This is a genomic window from Aeromonas sp. CA23, assembly GCF_002587065.1.
Classification (GTDB): Bacteria; Pseudomonadota; Gammaproteobacteria; order Enterobacterales; family Aeromonadaceae; genus Aeromonas; species Aeromonas bestiarum.
Map to the genome: position 1 here is coordinate 2,585,137 of NZ_CP023818.1, position 16,663 is coordinate 2,601,799.

At 61.1% G+C, this 16,663-nt stretch carries 11 protein-coding genes and 1 pseudogene; 6 read left to right on the forward strand and 6 right to left on the reverse strand.

All coding sequences use genetic code 11. From position 1 onward, the window contains the following. Positions 1 to 202 precede the first annotated feature (202 nt). Positions 203 to 577 (reverse strand): hypothetical protein, encoded by a 375-nt coding sequence (locus CK910_RS12180; protein ID WP_043556778.1) that lies wholly within the window; start codon positions 575 to 577, stop codon positions 203 to 205. 515 nt (positions 578 to 1,092) lie between these two features. Here CK910_RS12180 and CK910_RS12185 point away from each other — a divergent pair. The 3 genes and pseudogenes from CK910_RS12185 to CK910_RS12195 all read left to right on the forward strand — a co-directional run bounded on the left by CK910_RS12185 (position 1,093) and on the right by CK910_RS12195 (position 2,269). After that, positions 1,093 to 1,410 carry an ArsR/SmtB family transcription factor gene (locus CK910_RS12185; protein WP_098983306.1) on the forward strand — a complete coding sequence of 106 codons (318 nt, stop codon included), beginning with the start codon at positions 1,093 to 1,095 and terminating at the stop codon, positions 1,408 to 1,410. After that, on the forward strand, positions 1,410 to 1,823 hold the full coding sequence (locus CK910_RS12190; protein ID WP_098983309.1) for a YeeE/YedE family protein: 414 nt from the start codon (positions 1,410 to 1,412) through the stop codon (positions 1,821 to 1,823). The genes CK910_RS12185 and CK910_RS12190 overlap by 1 nt, the downstream gene beginning before the upstream one ends. 12 nt (positions 1,824 to 1,835) lie before the next feature. Continuing rightward, positions 1,836 to 2,269 (forward strand): annotated as a pseudogene (locus CK910_RS12195) (DUF6691 family protein). Positions 2,270 to 2,390: 121 nt separating this feature from the next. On the opposite strand, the gene CK910_RS12200 reads toward CK910_RS12195, so the two are convergent. Then, a complete protein-coding gene (locus tag CK910_RS12200) occupies positions 2,391 to 4,823 on the reverse strand; it encodes a diguanylate cyclase domain-containing protein (protein ID WP_098983311.1) in 2,433 nt (810 codons plus the stop codon). 443 nt (positions 4,824 to 5,266) lie between these two features. Here CK910_RS12200 and CK910_RS12205 point away from each other — a divergent pair, with 443 nt between their 5' ends. The 3 genes from CK910_RS12205 (at position 5,267) to CK910_RS12215 (ending at position 9,172) form a co-directional block, all read left to right on the forward strand. Further along, positions 5,267 to 6,283, forward strand: a complete 1,017-nt coding sequence (locus CK910_RS12205; RefSeq protein ID WP_098983314.1) for a lipoate--protein ligase A — start codon at positions 5,267 to 5,269, stop codon at positions 6,281 to 6,283. 176 nt (positions 6,284 to 6,459) lie between these two features. After that, positions 6,460 to 8,154 (forward strand): pyridoxal phosphate-dependent decarboxylase family protein, encoded by a 1,695-nt coding sequence (locus CK910_RS12210; RefSeq protein WP_098983317.1) that lies wholly within the window; start codon positions 6,460 to 6,462, stop codon positions 8,152 to 8,154. A 229-nt stretch (positions 8,155 to 8,383) separates the two neighbouring features. After that, positions 8,384 to 9,172, forward strand: a complete 789-nt coding sequence (locus CK910_RS12215) for a hypothetical protein (RefSeq protein ID WP_098983319.1) — start codon at positions 8,384 to 8,386, stop codon at positions 9,170 to 9,172. 224 nt (positions 9,173 to 9,396) lie between these two features. Here the strand turns inward: CK910_RS12215 and CK910_RS12220 are convergent, their stop codons facing one another. The 4 genes from CK910_RS12220 to CK910_RS12235 form a co-directional block, all read right to left on the reverse strand. Beyond that, positions 9,397 to 10,932: a glycosyl hydrolase family 18 protein gene (locus CK910_RS12220; RefSeq protein WP_098983322.1), complete on the reverse strand. Its 1,536-nt coding sequence runs from the start codon at positions 10,930 to 10,932 to the stop codon at positions 9,397 to 9,399. Positions 10,933 to 11,342: 410 nt separating this feature from the next. Next, the gene (locus tag CK910_RS12225) at positions 11,343 to 11,699 is read right to left on the reverse strand and encodes a copper-binding protein (RefSeq protein WP_098983324.1); all 357 of its coding nucleotides are present in this window, start codon (positions 11,697 to 11,699) and stop codon (positions 11,343 to 11,345) included. A gap of 46 nt (positions 11,700 to 11,745) precedes the next feature. Next, entirely contained in the window at positions 11,746 to 14,874 is a 3,129-nt protein-coding gene (locus CK910_RS12230) for an efflux RND transporter permease subunit (protein WP_098983327.1), read from the reverse strand. Then, a complete protein-coding gene (locus CK910_RS12235) occupies positions 14,871 to 16,400 on the reverse strand; it encodes an efflux RND transporter periplasmic adaptor subunit (protein WP_098983329.1) in 1,530 nt (509 codons plus the stop codon). The genes CK910_RS12230 and CK910_RS12235 overlap by 4 nt, the downstream gene beginning before the upstream one ends. Between the last annotated feature and the right edge of the window lie 263 nt (positions 16,401 to 16,663).

Here is a 16,663-nt window from a genome sequence, read left to right on the forward strand (position 1 = left end):
TTTGAGATGGCCTTCGGGATACAGGATAGAAGGCCCAGTGAGCATTCCTGATGAATCGCAGAGGTGCGCGCGGTGAAGGCCATCATGGGAAATGAAAGCGGGCGCACGGTCAAACGGGCCCGCGCACTCAGAATGGCGAGCAGATTGTCGGGCCAGATGGAAAGGGGCCAGCATGGCTGGCCCCCGATCTACGCGATACCGGTTAGTTGAGCAGCGGCTCGGCGTCGCGACGGGGACGCAGCTCCCAGCGAACCGGGTGGGCGACCCCGACCTGATGCACGAACTGCACCAGATAACGGCGCTGTGGCGGGGTGCAGTGCAGATTGAGCACCAGCTCCCGACCTCCGCTGCGTCCTGGCCTCAGGGACTGCATGGGACGCAGCCCGGCCGGTTGCAGGGTATGAGTCACCATGTCGAGCACCTGCTCCATGTCGGCGCGATCCTGGCAACGGATCTGCAACCTGTAGTGGTGCTGACTCGGCTTGGCGCGCAGCCAGAGTGGCAACAAACCACGGCCCAGCTTGCTCAGCAGGGGGTGAGCCTGGGTGGATCCGGACTTGGTTGAAATAAAACGCATAGCAGCCTCCTTGTGGGAAGCAGAAACTATGCAGGCAAGGTGTCCAGGCCTGGGCTTGGGTCACCTGACGTCAAGTGTAAAAAGAGAAGAGGGGAGTGGATTTCCGCTTCTCGCAGGGTTGCGAGAACGCGGCAGAGGAAGACCTGCGGCTATCTCGCGACCTGGGTGCCGACTGACTGGGTCGGCCTACAACTGTCACTTGATGAATTGCCCACTGATGGTCTCCGCTGTTGATGAACGGCCAGATGGTACTCATCCAGAGCGATGAGGTAAAGCCTTATCCGCGTTCAGCAACATTTAGATACAAGTTTGTCAATAACCTGAGCCACTTGGCTACATCCATACCAGCCCGGCCAAGGCCTGCGCCATCCCAGGCGCCGGGCCCGTGACAGCGGCAGCCTGCGCCGTGATCCACGGCCATGCTTAGGGTTCACTCCCATATAAAATTAGATATTGCTAATTTAGGTTTTATTTATATAATGAAGCTTAATATAAGCAACTGCTAATTTATACCTATGGCCCCTTTCGATGAGATGACCCGGCATGCCAGCGAGGCGGCCGCCCTGCTCAAGGCGCTGGCCCATCCCGAGCGGTTGCTGGTGCTCTGCCAGCTGCTTGATGGCGAGAAGGGTGTTGGTGAACTGCTGGCGCACAGTGCGCTGGGGCAGTCGGCGTTCTCCCAGCAGCTGGCGGTGCTCAGGCGCAGCGGCCTGATCCGGTCGCGCAAGGTTGCCCAGCAGATCTACTGCTCGCTGGCGAACGAGGCGGCGGCGGATGTACTGGCCGTGTTGCGTACCCATTTTTGCCACTCCCAAGATGACGAGGTGTCCTGATGTTTGAAACCCAATGGTTGCTTGCCCTGGCCGGGGGCATGCTGGTGGGGCTCTCCGCCCTGATGCTGATGCTGTTCAACGGCAAGGTGGCCGGGATCAGCGGTATTCTGGCGGGCGCCATGCAACACAGGCACGCCTGGCGCTGGCTGTTTCTGCTGGGACTGGGGGCGGGTGCCTGGCTGGCATTTTTCCTGGACTGGGCCAGGCTGCCGAGCTTCGACACCCTGCCGGCCTGGCCGCTGGTGTTGCTGGCTGGGCTGCTGGTCGGGATCGGTACCCGTCTTGGCAATGGCTGCACCAGCGGTCACGGCATCTGCGGCATGGGTCGGCTTTCTGTGCGCTCCATCCTTGCTACCCTCACCTTCATGGCAACCGGTGCCCTCACCGTGTTTGTCACCCTGCATCTGTTGTAACGAGGCGATGAGATGAAACTCTTTATCAGTCTGTTGGCCGGCCTCTTGTTCGGGAGCGGCCTTGCCATCTCCGGCATGGTGGATCCGGCCCGGGTCATCGGCTTTCTCGACGTGGCGGGGGCCTGGGATCCCAGCCTGGCCTTCGTGATGGGGGGGCCTTGCTGGTGTTCATGCCGGGCTACTTTCTGCTGGTCAAACCGAGCCGCCAGAGCCTGCTCGGTGAGCCATATTCGTTCAGCCAGGCCCGGCAGGTGGACGGTCGCCTCCTCGGTGGCTCGGCCCTGTTCGGCATCGGCTGGGGCCTGGTGGGCATCTGCCCAGGGCCTGCCTTGAGCCTCATCTCCAGCGGTCAGCCCATGATACTGCTGTTCGTGGCGGCCATGGTGAGCGGGATCTTGCTGGTGGACAGGGTATGGCCGACGCTGTGGCCCGCCCGCAGCACCTGATCCCCCGGCGCCATGATGCCGCAGTCCCGGCATCCGTGCCGGAGTCAGGCAGGCGCAATAGCGAGAGGGCCACCTGGGTGGCCCTCCTCTTTTCACACGTTCAGGTGGCTGGCGCGCTGAGTCAGCGTCCTTTCATCAGCGGGAAGTAGCGTCGGTCGGCCTGGCTCATGTGGCCGACAACCAGCTCCTGAATGATGAAGTTGAGCAATTCGTCGTTGCCAAGCTCGCCGGCCCTGGCGGCGGTCATCAGCTGGCTTGCCCTGTGCAGCAGCCGCTGGTGGTCCTGCTGGTGGCTGGCCAGCTCGGCATAGTCCAGCTCGGCCAGCATCTGCTCCTCGAAGGCGAAGTGGTGGCGCGCCATCTCGAACAAGCCTTCCAGACTCTCCAGATAGAGGGCAGGGTGTTCACTGTTGTCTTTCATGCGCTCCAGCAGCCGGTTGGTCAGCACGAAGAGCTGACGATGCTCGGCATCGATGCGGGGGTGGCCGCACTCGTGGCTGTTTTGCCACAGCAGTGAGCCCAGCTCGGGATCCAGCCCGGCGGTAAACAGGCAGACCCGGCCACGGCCCCGTCCCTTGGCCTGATACATGGCCTGATCGGCATGGTGCATCAGGGTCTTGGGATCCGTGCCATGTTCCGGGTAGAGCGCCACCCCTATGCTGCTGGAGATCCGCAACTCCTGCTCTTCATCCACCCGGAACGGATGACGCAGGCTCTGGTGCAGATGATCCGCCACCGCCAGCGCCTCGTCACTGGTATCGGGCAGCAGGATCACGAACTCATCGCCCCCGAGGCGGGCCACCAGATCCTGTTCCCGCACGCAGTGGCGCATGCGCTCGGCCACCATGTTGAGCAGCACATCGCCGGTTTCATGGCCGAAGGTGTCGTTGATCGGCTTGAAGTGATCCAGATCGATGAACATCAGCGCCAGCTCTCTCCCCTCGTCGGCCATGGCCTCCTTCAGCCGCAGTTGCAGCAGGCGACGGTTGGGCAGGTTGGTGAGCGGATCATAGAAGGCGAGGCGGTGCATCATCTCCTCGCTGGCGGCGCGTTCCGTGATGTCGCGGGTGACCCCCAGGATGGCGTCTGGCTGGCCTTTCTCGTTGCCGTGCAAGGTGGTGATGGTCTCGGTCGCGACCAGATGCCCCTCCCTGTGCCGCAACTGGGTGCGGATCACGCAGCGGGTCTGCTCGTGGTCGCCCCGTTGCCAGGCGGCGAGGGAGTCACTGAGCTCATCGCGCAGCTGTTTTCTGGAGGTTTCCGGGATCAGCTGCTTGAGGGGCAGGCTGAGGATGTCGATCGCCTCGTAACCGCTGAGCGGCAGAATGGCCGGGCTGACGTAGCGAAAGCGCAGGGTGGCGGTATCCATGGTCCAGATGACGTCAGCGCTGTTCTCCGCCACGAACCGGTAGTGCTGTTCGCTCTGGGCCAGTTCACGGGTGAGCCGCAGCCGATCCCGGGCCTCCTGACGCAGGCGCAGGTAGAGATGGCAGAAGATGCCGAGCAGGGTCAGCAGGGTGAAGGTGATCAGCATGGCGACGGCCACGCTCTTGTCGAACAGCTGCCGCTGCTGGCGCATCCGCTCCCGGTCCGGGTTGTAGAGGAAGCGCTCCAGATCGGGCAGGGAGCTGAGCAAGCCCGCCTCCAGGTAGGTTCTGGCGATCTGCTGCCAGCGCTCGGGTTGCATGTAGCCGGGCTCGATAAGATCCGGCTGCATCAGCTCCCTGGTTTCACGGGCCTCGAACTCCAGCTGCTCACGGCCATAACCGCTGGGATAGTTCTCCATGATCCAGCTGATCATCTCCTCCGGGTTTTCCATGGCATAGCGCCATCCCTTGAGGCTGGCCTGCTGGAACGCATAGACCCGCTCCGGCCTGCCCGCCAGCTCACGCTCAGAGGTAAACAGATTGTCACCGTAGAAGTCGAAGTCGATGTCGCGGGGGGAGAATACCCGGTAGGGGATCCCCAGCTGGGCCAGATAGAAGGGCTCGGTGGTGCTGTAGGCGCTGATGGCATCCACCTGTCCGGTCAGCAAGGCCTGCAGCCCCTGTTCATAGGGCAGTTTGGTCCAGCTCTGTGGCTGGGCATGGCGGCCGAGATAGACCTGCAACTCCCTGGAGCCTGGTTCCAGCATCAGGCGTTTGCCCGCCAGATCAGAGGGGTGCAGTATGTCGGGCCGTTCCAGCGAGAGCAGGACCAGCGGCGAGTGCTGCAGCATGGCCGCCAGTACCACGACCGGACGGCCTGCGGCACGGGCGAGCAGCAAGTCGCTGCCGCTGATCCCGAACTGGGCATTGCCCGACACCACCTCGTTGACCACATTGGTCTGCGGAGTGGCGGCGCGCAGCGCGACATTCAGACCGGCATCACGATAAAAGCCCTTGAACTGGGCGGCGTAATAACCGGCGAATTGGAACTGATGTTGCCATGGCAGTTGCACCACTATCTGATCTGCCGCCCTCAGGGGCAGAGAGGTGACGCTGTAGCAGATCGCCATACCCAGCATTGGCAGATACCAGAGCAAGCGATGAAGGGAGGAATTTACGCCTGTCATATACATTCCTCTCGGGAGACGGGTTCGATCCTAGAGTCAAACAATTCCTTGTTGCCCGCAAGGGGGCGAAAGGCCGCTGGAATGGGGGATGGGTGACAAAAAAAGTGATTTCTGTGTCGTTTATCACATTTGGCTTTCATGCTCGGTATTTTTGTCAATTATGCGAATAATTAAGGAGCCATATGGCCTATAAAAACGGTCGCATTTTAGTCGTATTTACCTGTTGTTTACCTCAGTAATAGTGAGTGATTGCTTTTTTCACGGTGCAATGCGTCAACCTGTGTCGCCGTATCAAAAGATACTTTTCTGATGCTGTGGGAATGTATCCGGATTGATTCTATTAGGTTGTTAATCGGTAACGATGGAGCCCAGCTGGCAAGGGCCCAAATCCGGTCGCCAGCGGTGGTATGATAGCGGCTCTTCCTTCTCGTTGAGGCTCTCTCATGTCCCGATTGCGTCTGTTGTTGTCCGACTCTCACGATCCCCTGTTCAACCTGGCGGTGGAGGAGTGCATCTTTCGCCAGATGGACCCGAACCAGCGGGTGCTCTTCCTGTGGCGCAACGCCAATACGGTAGTGATTGGCCGCGCCCAGAACCCCTGGAAGGAGTGCAACACCCGTCGTATGGAAGAGGATGGAATAACCCTGGCCCGGCGCAGCAGCGGGGGCGGCGCCGTGTTTCACGACCTTGGCAACAGCTGCTTCACCTTCATGGCGGGCAAGCCCGGCTATGACAAGAGCATCTCCACCGCCATAGTGCTGGATGCGCTCAAGCGGCTCGGGGTGAGCGCCTTCGCCTCCGGGCGCAACGATCTGCTGGTGGCGACCCCGGATGGGGAGCGCAAGGTGTCGGGCTCGGCCTATCGGGAAACCCATGATCGCGGCTTTCATCACGGCACCCTGCTGCTGGACGCCGATCTGGGCCGGCTCGCCAACTACCTCAATCCGGATCCCAAGAAGCTGGCGGCCAAGGGCATCAGCTCGGTGCGCAGCCGGGTGGCCAACCTGTGCGAGTTGCTGCCTGGCATTGACCACAACCAGCTGAGCCACGCCCTCTGCGAGGCCTTCTTTGCCCATTACGGCGAGCGGGTTCTGCCCGAGCACATCTCTCCGAGCCAACTGCCCGACCTGCCCGGCTTTGCTGACACCTTCGCCCGCCAGCGCAGCTGGGAGTGGAACTTCGGCCATGCGCCTGCGTTCAGCCATCAGTTGGACGAGCGCTTCGGCTGGGGCGGGGTCGAGCTGCACTTCGATGTGGAGAAGGGGGTCATAGGCCGGGCGCAGATCTTCAGCGACAGCCTGGATCCGGCGCCGCTGGATGCGCTGGCCGAACGGCTGGTTGGCCTCGCCTATCGCCGCGAGGCCATAGCTGCGGGGCTGTCACAACTGCGGGCCGATTTCCCGGCCCAGCAAGCCGAGCTGGACGAGCTTTCCCGCTGGTTGCTGGCCGCCCTGCGCTGAGGTTTTTTCCTGTCCGATCACGAAATCAAAAGAGGCGCCCAAAAGGCGCCTTTTTGCCAGCCCACGCCACGGCTCATCATGACAAAAAGTAGGGGAGGCCATTAGATATTGTCGCTGTTTCAAACAGCGGCTCAGGGGTATAAGGGCAGCACACTTGCTGTACTAATGGTATAAAAATGAGTGACTTAGTTTATCTGAAAGATGAAGGCGTCAACGCCGTTCACCCCGAGTTCTCCGCCCGTTTCGCCACAGTCAAAGCCAACTTTTTCTCGCGCAATCCCGATCTCTGGCCGGTGTTTCGCGAGCCCGGTTTCGCCACCCTCAACGAGTTTCGTGCCCGTGGCCTGGCGCCGGATGCCCGCCTGAACGCCTGGCCAGATGGCCGTGCCCGCCTCGCCGATCTCTGCGAGACCATGCCGGTGCCCGCGCAGATGCGCACCCCGGGCGAGCCCATGACCGAGCTGCTGTTTGCCGGGGCCCTGTCGAAAGACTGGGAGAACCCCTCCAGCGTCGAGAACGTCATCACAATGTCGGCGGATCCCGCCATCTACGGCGCCCAGATGGGCATATTGGCCAACCCCAACCTGGTCTACTCCGAGTATGCCGGGGTGGCCGAGGAGCTGGAGAAGAAGGTGGTGCGCCAGATAGCCCTGCTGGCGGGCTATGATCCGGCCCGCGCCACCGGCATCTTCACCCAGGGGGGGACCTTCTGTAACCTTTACGGCTACCTGCTCGGCATTCGCAAGAGCCTGCCGGAGGCCAAGCACAAGGGGCTCGGCCACTATCAGGATTACCGCATCATCAACTCCCAGGGCGGCCACTACTCCAACATCACCAACCTCTCCCTGCTCGGGGTCGACATAGAGAACAAGACCATCCGCATTCAGGTCGGCGAGAACAACGACATCGATCTCGATCACCTGGAACGCACCCTGACCGCCTGTTTTGCCCTCAAACATGTGGTGCCCACCATCATGCTCACCATGGGGACCACGGACACCTTCGGGGTGGACCGGGTCAAACCCGTGGTCGAGCTGCGGGATCGCCTCTGCGAGCGGTTCGAGGTGTCGGTCAAGCCCCACATCCACGTGGATGCCGCCATCGGCTGGTCGATGATTTTCTTCCTGGATTACGACTTTGGCGCCAACCCGCTCGCCATCAACGGCGCTACCCTGGCGGGGATCGAGCGCAACGTGGCCCGCTTCGCCGAGCTGAAATACGCCGACTCCTTCACCGTCGATTTCCAGAAGTGGGGCTATGTGCCCTACACCTCCAGCCTGGTGATGATCAAGGAGCAGGATGACCTCAAGGCGATGGAGAACGACCCGGAGAACTTCTCCTATTTTGAGCGGGACATTCAGGGCCAGACCCACCTGCAGTCCACCATAGAGTGCTCCCGTGGCGCCAGCGGTCTGTTCGGTGCCTATGCGGCGCTCAACTACCTGGGGGTCGAGGGTTATCGCACCGTGCTGGCCCACTGCCTGCAAAATGCCAACTACTTCCGCTTCCGGTTAAGCCAGCTCGGCAACGTCAAGCTGGTGGCCCAGGAGAATCAGGGGCCGAGCGTGGGCTTCAAGATCTACAACCCCGAGTGGGTGCAGGATCCGGACGCCGAGTTCGCCTTTGAGCTGGCACGCAGCCCGGATGCGGCCTACAAGGCGCGGCTGCAGCGCAACACCGACTATCACCGCGGGCTCTTTACCGGGCGTGGCAAGGTGGGGCTCTACACCAACTGGGTGGAGGCCATAGCCCACTCCGACTACGATGCCCGCGGCAAATACTCCTACATCGCAGGGGAAAAAGCGGTCTTTATGAACCCCGCCTGCGGTCGTGAGCAGATCGATGCCTTCATCGCACACATTCGCGGCTGATGGCGGATGAATGACGGGGCGCAGGCGGGTCTCCCCCTGCGCTCTGCTTTTTTGATACGTCAATCAATTGAATCAAAAGGGATTGCTTGCGAATCCCCCGGGAAATGTGAAGCTCTGCACGTTACGCCCCTCTGCATCCCTTTCTGACTTTTCTCGCCCTGTTTTTTCCGTACGGTATGGACTCCAACGGGCTGACGTTCAGCCTTGGATATCAACAAAAGGAGCCGTTATGGACAAGCATAGACGCAGAGTCACCCTGGGATTGTTGAGTGCCCCCCTGGTCGCCACCCTGGCCGGGTGCAACAGCAGCAACGACAGCGAAGGGAGCCCGGTCGACTTTAGCACCACCCTGACAGACCGGCTGAGCGCCGAATTGCACGACGAGCAGACGGCCCGCCGGCTGGCCCCCTTCATCGAGGAGGCCTGCTTCAACATGACGCCGTCCCGGGTCGTCATCGACAGCGTCAACTGCGTAATAGCCTTTGCCTTTGGCAACCGCCCCAACGCCTCGGGCAACCCGGATGAGCTGGCCGAACCCGGCCCCATGAACGAGGCCCTGGCCGCCTGTTGCGCCGCCCTCTATCGGCAAAAACCGGTACCCATGTATGTGCAGTGGGAGATAGCCCGCTTCCTCGATTCGGACCGCTATCCCGATATCCCGGCCCGGGATGTCATCTCCATCGAGCCTTACTGGGATGATGAGGGCAAGCTGATCTACCTCAGCACGGACGGAGTGGTGGAGGCTATCGTCAGGGATTATGCAGGCGGAGATGCCGCCACTCTCGGCATGGCGGCCGTTATAGGTCACCGCGACCACGTCAAACGCTGCATCATCACCTGCCGTGCCCGCAAGGTGGCGAGCCATGCTCCGGAGGGGATCGAACTGCCCGTCTGGTATGACGAGCAATCCGATCAACCCTGGACCCGCCGCCGCGACCTCTATGTGCTGCAGGATATCTCGGCCCAGCTGATGGGGGTGGCGCAGGCCAACATAGCCCAGGCTTATCCGAACGGGTGAGCCGCGCTGATGGCGCAGTGCAAGCCGGGTCAGGGGGCCGGCCTGTTTGTCATCATGACGGGCGAGGCGCCAAGGCATCGGATGGATTGCCTCTGCGGGCTCACACCGGCCTGGATAATATCGTCTTGTGCCCGAGTGTGGCGTCATTAGTGCGGCGTAATAGAGACATGCCGGTGCAAGGTGCACCGGCATGATGTGATCAAGGTATATTGAAGGTGATGGGATCAGGGAGTCGGCACTGTACTGGCGCAATCATATTGTTCGCCACTTAATCCCATGATATGACAGGTCGCTGTCAACACATCATTGGGACGAGCCCATGCAGGATCCCAGCCACCCATAGGTTCATCATGGCGTTTGTCTTTATACAGATCCCACATGATCATGCCGGAGGGGGAATATCTGGCCGTGCGCGTGGCGATATCCGTGAGGAGATCCTTGCTCAGCAGTAAATTGCCTGTCGCCGGTCTGCCAACTTCAAATCCGACCGTGATGGCTGGACTTATCAGCAATTTTTGCGGTTGAATGGCGGCGCTGGCATAACTCGGCGATCCTTTTACCACTGCGTGTCCAGGTCGTATGGTGTCACCGGATTTCAGCCAGCTGAAGAAGGCCCCGTAATAATAATCAACCTGTCCTGCCAGATCGCACGGAATATTGGTGTCGCCCCCACAGTCTGTTTCGCTCAGGTCATATGACATTATGCCAATGGTACTGAGCCGATCGACCAGATCCGGATATTGCAGCGCGGTATTGTAAATCAGGCCATATAAATTACCGCCCCACCAGGCGCCACCATAGGTATTGCTGGTATAGGCATTGCTGCCCCAGTTGGCCGACATGTTTGGGATACCGCCGGTTGCGGGGGCCGCCGTGCTCAGTGCCAGCTCGGGGTTGATGGCATCGATGGCCTGGTAGAGGGAGCGCATGATGGCCGCAAACTTGTCGACCGTGTCCGGCATGATCCTGGGATAGGGCTGCTCGGCGGGATTGAGTTGCATGCTGTCGTTGTAGACCCGCACTCCCTTGCCTCTGCTCATCAGGGTAGCCGTGTCCAGGTATTCCACGTTGCTGGCCGGCGGCTGCACCGAATCCGGCGTTAGCCGCCAGCTGTAGGCGTTGAGATCCGCGTGCCAGAACTCCTCGTAGTCCAGATCAATGCCTGCCACGCCGAGGTCATTGGCCAGCTGCACCACGTTGCGATACGCCTGATCCGCGGCCTGGCCGGATATCGGATTGTCGAAGCGGTTGCGGGGGCCCGGGTTGGGGAAGGAGTCGTATTGCTCTCCGGCCGGGCCACAGGCATCCACCTTGCCCGCCGTGACATCGTAGTATTCCGGGATGCAGCTGAAGTTCCAGCCCCCGACGGCAATATAGGTCTCGACGCCATGGAGTTTGAAGGTGTTGATAATATCCCTGAGCTGGGAAAAGTCGGCGATGGATTTATTATTATCAGCCAGATTGTTTTGGGTTGTGGTATCGCAGATATATCCAAACAATCCGGTGCAGGCCAGGTCATTTTGCGTGTAATTGACCAGGCTGGGTTGGACAAATGACAGTACCAGCTTGTTGAAATTGCTCTTTTGACTGGCCACCTGATTGCTCAAGGTTGCCAGATTGTCCAGTGATGCATAGTAGCCAGGTGTATTGGCCGGGGCATCCGAGCCACTCAGATAGTAGGCGGTTATTTCTGGTGTTTGTGCCATGGCAGCGCCGGCAAACAGCAGCGGGATCGCGCCGAACAGGGTGTGATGTTTCATATAATATCCTTATTGATCTCTACAAGAGCGCAGTAGAGCCGAAAGCAACATCCTTGCTCTCATACAGGGTTGTCTTGGATGACATTATCGGTTGTTTATTTTATTGGTCTGATGTGACTCCGGTTATGAATAAGGAGCCCTGATAATAAGGTGAGATGACTGGTTTTTGCTGAATATAAACTGAATGGCTGTCAAGCTTGTTTTATTAACTTTGTTGTCAGTGTTTCATCATTGTTTTAAATGCAAATAACAGCTCGTGGTTATATATCCAGCCTGCTTGCCGAGGTCTTTGTTGAATTATATTTGGATGTTTGACCATAATCCGGCTGGGGTGGCATCAAGAATAAAGAAAGGGAATATGAAAGGCGGAGGGTATCCGCCTTCCATATTCCAGTTTCACGGCGGTCGTTTTACCGCTTCTGCAACTGGGTGACCGTCAGCTTGCCGGCCGGGTTTTCGGCGTGAAAACTCACCGCATCTCCCACCTTGAGCCCCTTGGTCAGGGCGGGATCGGCCAGCAGGAACACCATTGTCATGGGGGGCATCTTGAGGTTGTCGATGGCCTCGTGTTTGATCCCCACCTTGCCGCTGGCCTCGTCGATACGGCTGATGACCCCCTTGGTCATCACGCTCTCTCCCATCGCCTGCATATCCATCCCCTCCATCTGGGCCATATCGTGCCCCTCGTGGCTCATGGTCATTTCGGCCCAGGTCTGGAGAGAGGCGAGGCCAAGCAGCAATGTCAGGGTCAGCGTCTTGTAATTCATGATGTTTTCCTTCAGTCGTTTATTCAAAATCGGTTGTAAATTCGGGTTATTCGGCTTCCTGGTGCGCGCTCTTGCCAAGGCTTCGGCTGCGCCACAGGTAGTAGGCGGCGGGCAGCACCAGCAGGGTCAGCACCAGAGCGCTCACCATGCCGCCTATCATGGGGGCGGCGATGCGCTGCATCACCTCCGAGCCCGTGCCCTGGCTCCACATGATGGGCAAGAGACCCGCGATGATGGTCACTACCGTCATCATCTTGGGGCGCAGGCGCAGGGCGGCGCCGTGGATCACGGCCTGGTGCAGGCCCGCCTTGTCCGGTTTGCCCTGGGCTACCAGGTCATCCCAGGCGTGGTTGAGGTAGACCAGCATCAGCACGCCCGTCTCCACCGCCACCCCGGCCAGGGCGATAAAGCCCACCCCCACCGCCACCGAGAGGTTGAAATCCAGCAGCCATATGGTCCAGATCCCGCCCACCACGGCGAGCGGCAGCGTGGTGAGGATGAGCAACACCTCCTGCATGCGGCGAAACGCCAGATAGAGCAGCAGCACGATAATGGCGATGGTTAACGGCACCACGTAGGCGAGGCGCGCCTTGGCCCGCTCCATGTATTCGTACTGACCCGACCAGGTGAGGGCGTAGCCCGCCGGCAGCACCAGCTGCTTGCCTACCTCGGCCTTGGCCTCGGCGACGAAGGTGCCGATGTCGCGACCGCGAATATCCACGTAGACCCAGCCGTTCAGGCGCGCATTCTCGCTGCGCAGCATGGGGGCCTCGTCACTGATGTAGACGCGGGCCACGTCCGCCAGCGCGATGCGCGCACCGCTCGGGGTGATCAGCGGCAGCAGCTCCAGGCTTGCCACGGAATCGCGATAGCTCTGGGGATAGCGCAGGTTGATGGGGTAGCGCTCGCGTCCCTCTATGGTCTGGCCCACGTCCATGCCGCCCACTGCGGTGGCGAGCACCGCCTGCACGTCGGCGATGTTGAGGCCATAACGGGCGGCATTGAGCCGGTCTATATCCACCTTGACGTAGCGGCCACCGGCCACCCGTTCGGCGTAGACAGACGCTGCCCCCGCCACCTTGCCGACGATCTGCTCGAGCTGCTGGCCGACTTGCTGGATCACCTTGAGGTCGGGCCCGGCTATCTTGATGCCGACCGGGGTCTTGATGCCGGTGGCCAGCATGTCGATGCGGGTCTTGATGGGAGGCACCCAGGCGTTGGTGAGGCCGGGGAAGCGGATGAGGGAGTCGAGCTCCTCCTTCAGCTTCTCCGGCGTCATGCCGGGGCGCCACTGGTCGCGAGGCTTGAGCTGTATGCTGGTCTCCATCATTACCAGGTCGGCGGGGTCTGTGGCCGAATCGGCGCGGCCCGCCTTGCCGAACACGTTCTGCACCTCGGGCACGGTACGGATCAGCTTGTCGGTCTGCTGCAATATTTCCCGCGCCTTGCCCACCGAGATGTTGGCCGCCGTGGTGGGCATGTACATTATGTCCCCCTCATCGAGCGGCGGTATGAACTCCGAGCCCAGATACTGGAGTGGCCAGAAGCCCGCCACCGTCACCAGCAGTGCGGCGGCCAGCGTGGTTTTCGGGCGCGCCAGCACGGCCTTGAGCAGCGGGATATAGGCCTGGCTCAAGCCACGGTTGAGGGGGTTGGCTTGTTCGGCCAGTACCCTGCCACGGATGAAATACCCCATGATCACCGGTACCAGCGTGATGGAGAGCCCGGCCGCCGCCGCCATGGCGTAGGTCTTGGTGTAGGCCAGCGGATGGAACATGCGTCCCTCCTGCGCCTCCAGCGCAAACACCGGCAAGAAGCTCATGGTGATGATGAGCAGGGAGAAGAAGATGGCAGGCCCCACTTCGATGCTCGCCTCCGTGATGATGCGCCAGCGGTTCTTGTCGGTGAGCGCCTCTCGCTCCATATGCTTGTGCACGTTTTCGATCATCACTATGGCGCCGTCCACCATGGCGCCGATGGCGATGGCGATGCCGCCAAGGGACATAATGTTGGCGTTGATCCCTTGCAGGTGCATGACGATGAAGGCGGTCAGGATGGCGATGGGTAAGGTGATGACCACCACCAGAGACGAGCGCAGGTGGAACAGGAAGGCCAGACAGACCAGCACCACTACGGCGAACTCCTCCAGCAGCTTGCCGGAGAGGTTGTCGATGGCGCGCTGGATAAGATCGGATCTGTCGTAGACGGTGACGATTTCCACTCCCTGTGGCAGGCTGCTTTTCAGCTCCGCCAGCCGCGCCTTGACCCCGTCTATGGTGTGCTGGGCATTCTCGCCGTAGCGCATGACTATGATGCCGCCCACCACTTCCCCTTCGCCGTTGAGCTCGGCGATACCGCGCCGGCTCTGGGGGCCCGTGACCACATCCGCCACATCGCCGAGCAGCAGGGGCGCGCCCCTGACCTGGGTACCGAGCGGGATCTGCTTGAGGTCTTCGACGCTCTTCAGGTAGCCGTTGGAGCGCACCATGTATTCCGCTTCCGCCATCTCGATGACGGAGGCGCCAGTCTCCTGGTTGCCCTGCTCGATGGCGGTCTGGATGAGGGAGAGGGGGATGCCGTAGGCGCGCAGCTTGTCCGGATCGACCCGCACCTGATACTGGCGCACCATGCCGCCGACGGTGGCGACTTCGGAGACGCCGTTGACGGTCTGCAGCTCGTATTTCAGGAACCAGTTCTGCAACGAGGTGAGCTCGCTGAGATCGTGCTTGCCGCTTCTGTCTACCAGAGCGTACTGATAGACCCAGCCCACCCCGGTGGCATCCGGGCCCAGCTGGGGTTTCGCCTCGGCCGGCAGATTGGGGGCGACCTGGCTCAGATACTCAAGCACCCGGGCGCGGGCCCAGTAGAGATCCGTGTTGTCGTCAAACAGCACGTAGACGAAGGAGTCGCCGAAGAAGGAGTAGCCGCGTACCGTGGTGGAGCCCGGCACCGCCAGCATGGCGGTGGTGAGCGGGTAGGTGACCTGATCCTCCACCACCTGGGGCGCCTGACCCGGGTAGGAGGTCTTGATGATCACCTGCACGTCGGAGAGATCCGGCAGGGCATCCACCGGGGTCTGTTTGACCGACCAGAGCCCCCAGGCGGTGAGCATGACGGTCAGCAGCAACACCAGAAAGCGGTTACCCACCGACCAGCGAATGATGGAAGGGATCATTGCTTGGCTCCCATATCATGCTGGCTATGGTCCATGCCTTCCATGTCCGTCATGTCATCGTTGGCAGGCGCGGCCTTGTTGGCGGGGGCATCCTCGACATGGATGTTGGTGATGCGGTACTCGTCCCCCTGCTGTTCCACCTGCAGATGCAGGGTCTGGCCCGATGCGAGCTTGGTCATGTCGACGCCGTCCGCCACGGTGAAATCCATCTCCATGGCGGGCCACTGCCACTCGGGGATAGGCTGGTGGGAGACCGTCAGGGTGCGGTTGGCAAGAGTGATCCCCTGCACCTCGCCCTGGGTCCACACCTGGGTGGGGCGCACCGCCGTCATGCGCTGGAAGTCCGAGTCGATGGCCGATTCGGAGTCGAGCAGGAACTGGGCCGAGCTGACTATGCTGTCACCCGTTTCCACCCCCTCCTCGATGGCGACCTTGTCACCAAACTGGGCGCCCAGGGTGACGGCCACCGACTTGAAGCTGCCATCCCCCAGTGCCAGCACCAGCCGGTTCTGGTTGCCGGTGCGGATCACGGCTTCGCTCGGTACCACCATTTGGGGTTCACCCTTGCCGGTGCGGATGCTCACCTTGGCGAACATGTTGGGTTTCAGGAACTCGTCCGGGTTGTCAAAGCGCAGCCGCACCTTGAGGGTGCGGGTGGCGGCATCCAGGGTCGGATAGAGGTAATCCACCCGGCCCTGCCAGCTGCGACCGGGGGCGTAATCCAGGGTCATGGTGACAGGATCCCCCACCTTCAGCTGGGCCGCCTGGCGTTCGAACACCTCGGCGCTCACCCACACCTGCTGCAGGGTACTGATGTTGAACAGGGCGGCGGCGGGCTCCACGTACTGGCCCTCGCGCACCTTCAGCTCGGAGACATAACCGCTGCTGGGGGCATAAATACTGATGGTCTCACGCACCTGGCGGCTGCGCTTGAGGGCGGCTATCTGGTCCGCCGGTACCTGCAGGGACTTGAGCTTGCCCTCGGCGGCGCGCAGCAGCAGCGGGTTGGCGGTGCCTTTTGTATTGCTTACGCCGAGCGCCAGCAGGTATTCGTGCTGGGCGTTGACCAGATCCGGGGCGTAGAGCTCGTAAATCAGGCTTCCCTTGGTCACCTTCTGCCCCTCGCTCTTGATGGCGAGGGTGCGGATCCAGCCCGCCATGCGGGCGTTGACCGCCTCCAGCCTGTCTTCGTCATAACCGACGTAACCCACGGTCTCGATCTGCTGGTGGATGGGGAGCTTCTCCACCTTGGCGAGCCGCACCCCCAGGTTCTGCTGGATCTCGGGGCTGATGGTGATGGTGCCCGGCGAGCCGCCCTGTTTCTCCTCATAGACGGGGATGAAGTCCATCCCCATGTTGTCCTTGGCGGGGGCATCGCGCTTGTCGCGGGGATCCATGGGGTTGACCCAGTAGAGCGGCGTCTTCTCCTTGGCGCTGGCGCCGTCGGTCGTCTGTTTGGCTACCCAGTAGCCGCCACCGGCCCCGAGGGCGAGCAGCAGGGCAGCGACCAGCAGTTTCTGGCTCATCGCACACCTCCTGTCTGCGGGAGGCGGGTGGCACTTGGTTCGACGCAGCGCTTGGCGCTGTGTCCGGGAATGCGGGCAGATGACATCATATATCTTCTCTTCTGTCAGGCCGCCGGGCTGTCGTGGTGACAAGTGCGCCAGAGTGGCACCTGGCTGTCGTTATCACGGCAGCACACACGGGCAGGGCGGCAAACGGGGCGCAGCTGTGTCAGCGCGCACGGCTCCCTGTGGTGACTGGCATGGCCAGTCGTGACAGGGTCAGG